Below are 6310 nucleotides of genomic sequence, written 5' to 3' on the forward strand. Positions count from 1 at the left end.
AGTGATTGCGCTCAGGAGCAGTCGAACCGGATGGGCTGGCCCTGAAATCCTCAACATCCTGGAAGAACTCTCGAAGACGATCCGGAACTGCCCTTTGCGTGCTGAACAACTCCCCCACGCTCGAGCTCATGATGTCGGTTGGAGATTGGCTCTGCCGCTGACGGGGTGGAGCGAGGCGGGGCCGCTCCACGCTGCCGAGATCATCCGCCTGCAAGCGGGCATCGCCAAAGGAGATTCGCTCAAAATCGTGTGCTGCCAATACGTGCGATTATGGATCAACAACCACGCGCCCATGACCATGAAATTACTTCACGATGGCGCAGACGACCTCGTCAAGCTGCAAAAAGCCGAAGCTCCCTAAGAGCGGCCAGGGGCGAGTCAAGGGGGCAGTGAAGCGCGGGCGCCGGATCCTGGCCCGATTTCGTCGCCAGACGTCGGGCGGGCGCTGGTTTTTGACGCAAAGATATGCTTCACCGCAAGAATTGGTCGCGATGTCCCTCTACAGTGTAGGATGCCAGGCGCTCGGGTTTGGAGCCGATAGGTGCCGTCTTGTGAAACGACATCGGAGCAGTGGCAAGCTATTTCTACCAACTCCATCGGGGCAGGTATGCCGAAGCGCAGCAGGCGCGATAAACGGCAAATCCTCTGGCCGCAATTGAACCTGATGAGGCTCGGCAACGAGCTAGCACCGTGCGAGCATTGGCCTGCGGCAGCCGCCCAGTCAGTCCGGCGCGCAATAGATGGCCGAGCATGCTGTACATCATCGCAGAGCATGATCGCAGGGAGCTCACATTGGCCTCTGAGCTCTAGCAAGCTTGTCTGCTAGGCCCAGACGGCCGACGAGAAGACAAACGCAGGCCGATCAAGCGAGCTGCCGCAATGGATCAGCGATCGCAGAGGTGCTGGACATTGCACCGCGCTGGAAATCGGCCGACCGGCAGTCGCGGAGGCTCATGCGATCCGATGTACTTGAGTTGCGGTCCAGCAAATGCCCATTATCTTCCCCGATGGTATGAGGGAGATCTCTCAATGCTGGACGTTGGCACGATCACGCTTCTGCGCACGATCCTGGATGAGGTTTGCGTGAGCGTCCCACCGTATGACGCCGGCGTCCGCGCCTACGTTGCCTCCAGAATCCTGGAGGCCGCCACCAGAGGTGAGACGCGCCCCGATCTGCTTAAACAGATCGGTCAGGAAGCTCTTTCCAGAGCACCAACGATGTGGCGATAGATCTAGGACATGGCTTGTCATTGAGGTGAATTTCCAAGTCACAGTGCTGAAGATCCAGCTCGCAGAGTGTATCGTGGTCGCAAATCGATGGTGGCCTAACGTCATCCAAGACGCGGCGTTATCTGATGTGAATCGGTTGGCGCGCTGCTCGGTGCCCGGCCGATCCTTGAAACGAGAGAGCAGCTCGCACAGCAGACGCCGCATCCAAGCCTTGGCGCACGCACCCTTGCGCGCCACGATGCCGGTGAGGCGACGCTCCAATAACCTTCGTCCGGAAACGGGGGCGAAGTCAGTGTTCGGCGCCGGAGCGCCGTCAACTCACGCGAGCCGGTGCGCCGTTGCTGTTTACTCCTGTGTGAGCGCCGCAAGTGCCCTTTCGATCACTGTGATGTCTTGACTGACCTGAGCGATCGCTGGCTTCGGATCAATGCCGGTAACGCAGTTCAACTGCTGCAGCAACTCCCGCCGATGCGCCAGAAGGTTCTCCAGCGCGCTGCGGTTGTTTAGTTTCACATAGCCGTCGACAATCAGTCCAATCGAAAGAGACATCGAAACTCTCAAACAAAGCTGTTCTCAACGAAGATGCGTATAGCACATCGGCAAACGATGTTCAGCTCCTCGGAAGAGAATACTGACGGGCGAGCTTGTTAGCGACAAGCGTCCGGCGCCGGGAGCGTGACCGACTATTCCTTGCGCCTTCCAAGCGCCCAGCTCTGTTTGAGCGACTAGCCGAGCAGAAAGACGGCGTATGGTGAGCCAAGAACGCTGCGGGTCGTGGCGATGGAAATGCTACGCTAGCGGAAGGAGTGTTGTCACGAACTGCCATTGTCCTTATCTGCCCGCCGAACGGCTTCCGAGATGCGATGGCGGGTGGCGCGTTGATCGACGACATGCTCGCCTGAATATCTCTTCGTAGAGATTGCGACGACCTCAGGAGCGTCCAGGATGCTCGATGAATATTTGGCCCGCATTCGTGCTCACCGCACAAACATCCACCGCTATCGTCGCCTGCTGAAGTCGAACCTGTCGGATGTCGAACGTCAGTTCATCGAAAAACGCCTCACCGAAGAGCAGACCGCGCTGGAGTTGCTTTCAGCCGAGACCTTCCCGCTCGCGTTTAGCCTCCGGAAGGGGCGGACATGCCGGCAAACTAGTCGCGGAGCCGCGAACGACGCGCGCGTTCCGGGCGGCCTGATCCGAGGCGCGGTGGGACCCCACGGCTGACCCTCCCAGCTGCGCATCCTCAAAAACCGCTCTGTACCGCGGGCTGTACCTAATTTGCGGGTTCTGATCGCGGCGGGCTTTGTCGAGTCCGATCGCCAAACACTTTCGAGCAGCATCACTGACTTCAATCCGGGACCTCTTCACCAGCGGATTAAAAAGCACCACTGTTCGACCGGTTCTCGCTCAGGACTTGTTTGTACTCGGCCATATCTCGGCAGTTTGTTAGATTGGCTACACGCCTAGCCAAATCGTTCTCACTAGCCAGCTGAGACAGCCACAACTTCATCGTTCATCGGTCTGCGACCACGGCATGAGATTTGCTCTGCTGGCTGAAACGCTGCGGAACCGTATTCGCGGCGAGAGGCACAGCAAGGAAGGAAACGACTTGCCAAATCTGCGAGTGGAGACAGTTTATGTCGGCGGCAGTATCTCCAGCAGCATTCTGGTGAATACACAGGCAAGCGGCGGTACCGCCCGAGACGTGGTACATCAAGTTGGTACGCGCCGATCGGCTGCGAAATACCCTCGTACCGATATTTTTACTAGTCGCCGTCGGGCAAATGGCAGGCCTTTTGCGTGTAGCCGATCCCGTAGGACTACTGCCCAGGTTCTCCGCGGCCGACGGTCGGTTGTTTCGACGGAGACCGCAGTCGGCCGCGCGACAGGGAAGGCGCCGTTCCGGAGCAGAACAACGGCCTCCAGCTTTTGGATCAATCAGAATCGGGCAACACCATGATTGTGCGTAGTCTGCACGACATTGAAGCAACCGATCACTTCGTCGATTGGGGGCAATGGTACGAGCCACCGCCTTCTGACGGATAAGGACGGCATGGGTTTTAGCATCTGCCACACCATCGTGCGCGCTAACACCGTTTCTCTTCTGCAATACCGGAATCATCTCGAAGCCTGCTTCTGCATCGGTGGAGAGGGCGAGGTCGAGGACATGGACGGCAATGTCTTTCCTATTCGCCGGGGCGACATGTATGTGCTTGACAAGCATGACAAGCATCTCCTGCGCGGGGGACCGGACAAGGACATGATCCTCGTTAGCATCTTCAACCCGCCCCTCACCGGAACCGAGCGCCACAAGCTGGACGACCCGGCAGGCTCCACATATTGAGCGATGCGAAGAAACGCCAATCCAATATGAACTGCCGCTAATTGCGAGAAACATTTACTCGAGCGATCCAGCACTGGCTCGTACCGCACGCGCGGACTTTTTACGAAATGCCCACGCGATGCGGTTAGGTTGAGCTGACAAATTTACTTTGGCATTCCAGGTCCCTTTTTTTCTTGTCCGGAATACCCGGCGGGCGGGGTCTTGTGCGATTGATAGCGCGCTCAGTTGTACGATGTCTGGCGACGCTGTTGGACAGCTGACACAGCACCGCTGTGGCTATCGCATTGATTGCACTCGATTTCACCTTTGGCCCGATACATGCGTAATCGTCTAAAGGGCGCCATAGAGGAGAAGTCGTTCGATGAGAACGCTTACCAGAAACGCTGACGCGCTTGAGTAGCAGCTGCGATACCGCCGCCACCATATTTGGTGGTGCGGAACGTTGGCGGAAGATTGAGTGATCCGCTTTGGCGAAGGGTTTCGTCACATCAATGCAGGCCAGCCAAAGCCCGAAAACAGATCCGAACCGATGTGAGCGATTTGCGTGAATCAAGGAAGACGCCTTCCGATCTTGAGCGATGATCAGGTGCAGAGCATATCTGCCGCGGATGAACTGCGGGCGCGTGGGGAGGAGTTTTGGCGACGGCGGCTCGAGCAGTTTAGCAGATTGCATCCTCCTTTCGTGTCATCGTCCGTGGCTGCGGCGCCGTCCCGATGGCAGTCGAGTTCATGGTTTAGCCCAAGCGGTTTGGCTATTTCCCCACAAGATCGCTCGGAATATTTGGTAGCAGCTTGGCTGATCTATCTCGCTCGGATCATGGGGCAAAAAGAGTTTCAACTGGGATGGAAGACTGCATGGGACCGATTGCAAACTGGCTCCAAACTCGTGATGGCCTCCGTCGTGCCGATGGATGTTCGCATTGAGCTTGCTCATGATTTTGAAGAAGTGCGCAAAACCGTAGCGGCCGAAGTCGCTCAGCTGAGGGCGCACGCAAGCTTTGCCCGAGATCTTATCGCGCGCTACCCGACATTGCGAGGAGTGGAGGCACTACGGGCGCGCCAGCCTTGGCCGATTGGCATTGCAATCACGACAGAGAGCTGTCCCGTCGCTGATGCTCTGACGACGAACCGCAAAGCTGGTCATGCCTTGTGCGGCGATTTGCTGACCTTTGAGGTTTGCGCTCTGGATGGGACGTTCCGCTGGCATTTTGATGCCGCTCGATTAGCTCCGAAGCAGATCGACCGCATGACGCAGCATTTGCAAACTTTGCTACGCGGCGTGATGGCCGATGCTGGTCAGCCTGTCGGCCGAATAGACATTCTGGCCGCCGACGAACGCACGTATCTACTTGAGGATTTGAATCGGACGGCGGCGCCTTATCCGTTTGAGCTATGTATCCATGAGCTGTTCGAGGCGCAGGTGCAAAAGGCACCGGAAGCGGTGGCGGTGGTCTATGAGAAGGAGAGACTGAGCTATGGCGAGCTCAATGCGCGGGCCAACCGGCTGGCGCATCATTTGATCGAGCTCGGGGTCAAGCCGGACCAGCCGGTGGCGATCTGCCTCGAACGCAGCCTGGCGATGGTAGTTGGTCTCTTGGCGATCCTGAAAGCGGGCGGCGCGTATCTGCCGCTAGATCCGGCTTATCCGTCGGCGCGGCTGCGGCAGATTGTTGGCGATGCAGAACCGAAACTGCTGCTTTGCGATGTCGCCGGTCGAACCGCATTGGGTGCCGAAGCCGTGGCCGGTGTGACGGTGGTCGATCTGGAGACGGCGACCCCGACTTGGGACGAGCGGCCGCCTTCGAACCCGGACCCGGGCGCGCTTGGCCTCACATCGCGCCATCTCGCCTATGTCATCTATACCTCCGGCTCAACCGGAATCCCCAAGGGCGTGGAAATGTCCCATGGCGCGCTTGTGAATTCGCTTGCGGGGATTGGCACGTCAAAACTGCGCACACTTCAATTCGCGACCCTGAACTTCGATGTGTCCTGTCAGGAATTGTTCATCTGTTGGAAGGACGGCGGAGCGCTTGTGCTCGTGCGGGAAGAGACCCGGAGGCACTTCTCCGACCTGCTGGAGTTTATAGAGCGGGAGGCGATAGAGCGGCTTTTCCTCCCGTTCGTGGCATTGAATCATTTTGCGGAAGTCTGGAGCGCGCAGCGCGTGCAGCTGCCCTCTTTAAGAGAGCTTTATACAGCCGGCGAGCGATTGCAGGCCACTCCACTGCTTAGGACGTTCTTCGAAGCACATCCGAACGCGAGATTGATCAATCAATATGGGTCCACGGAAATCAGCGTCATTTCCGAGCACCACCTTGCAGCTGATCCGTCATGTTGGCCCCAGATGCCTCACGTCGGGCGTCCAATCGTCAACACGCGGGTGTACCTGCTGGATGGCCATGGCGCGCCCGTGCCGTTCGGTGCGGTCGGCGAGCTTTACATTGGCGGGGCGGGGGTGGCACGGGGCTACCTGAACCGCCCTGAGCTGACCGCCGAGCGGTTCATCGCCAGTCCCTTTGTCGAGGGCGATCGGCTGTACCGGACCGGCGACCTTGCCCGTTATCTGCCGGACGGCAATCTTGAGTTCCTGGGCCGCAACGACGATCAGGTGAAGATTCGCGGCTACCGCATCGAGCCGGGTGAGATCGTCGCGCGGCTTTGCGAGCACGCCTGGGTGCGCGAGGCGGTGGTGCTGGCGCGCCAGAACGGCGGCGGCCACAAGCATCTGATCGCCTA

Annotated in this window: 5 protein-coding genes and 1 pseudogene; 5 read left to right on the forward strand and 1 reads right to left on the reverse strand. The window is 58.5% G+C overall.

What is annotated here, in order from left to right:
• Position 1: 1 nt before the first annotated feature.
• Positions 2-361: a hypothetical protein gene (locus IQ16_RS42365; RefSeq protein ID WP_011084898.1), complete on the forward strand. Its 360-nt coding sequence runs from the start codon at positions 2-4 to the stop codon at positions 359-361.
• A 668-nt stretch (positions 362-1029) separates the two neighbouring features.
• Entirely contained in the window at positions 1030-1230 is a 201-nt protein-coding gene (locus IQ16_RS46190) for a hypothetical protein (RefSeq protein WP_014497761.1), read from the forward strand.
• Between the two features lie 345 nt (positions 1231-1575).
• Here the strand turns inward: IQ16_RS46190 and IQ16_RS42375 are convergent, their stop codons facing one another.
• Positions 1576-1779, reverse strand: coding sequence for a hypothetical protein (locus IQ16_RS42375; RefSeq protein WP_014497760.1), 204 nt, complete (start codon positions 1777-1779; stop codon positions 1576-1578).
• 396 nt (positions 1780-2175) lie between these two features.
• Here IQ16_RS42375 and IQ16_RS42380 point away from each other — a divergent pair, with 396 nt between their 5' ends.
• The 3 genes and pseudogenes from IQ16_RS42380 to IQ16_RS42395 all read left to right on the forward strand — a co-directional run.
• A complete protein-coding gene (locus tag IQ16_RS42380; RefSeq protein WP_018648581.1) occupies positions 2176-2454 on the forward strand; it encodes a hypothetical protein in 279 nt (92 codons plus the stop codon).
• Between the two features lie 732 nt (positions 2455-3186).
• Positions 3187-3574: pseudogene (locus IQ16_RS42385) on the forward strand (ectoine synthase).
• 571 nt (positions 3575-4145) lie between these two features.
• A partial coding sequence (locus tag IQ16_RS42395; RefSeq protein ID WP_244636076.1) for a non-ribosomal peptide synthetase occupies positions 4146-6310 on the forward strand: 2165 nt, incomplete at its 3' end.

The sequence above is a fragment of the Bradyrhizobium huanghuaihaiense genome, from assembly GCF_007830635.1.
Taxonomy (GTDB): Bacteria; Pseudomonadota; Alphaproteobacteria; order Rhizobiales; family Xanthobacteraceae; genus Bradyrhizobium; species Bradyrhizobium huanghuaihaiense.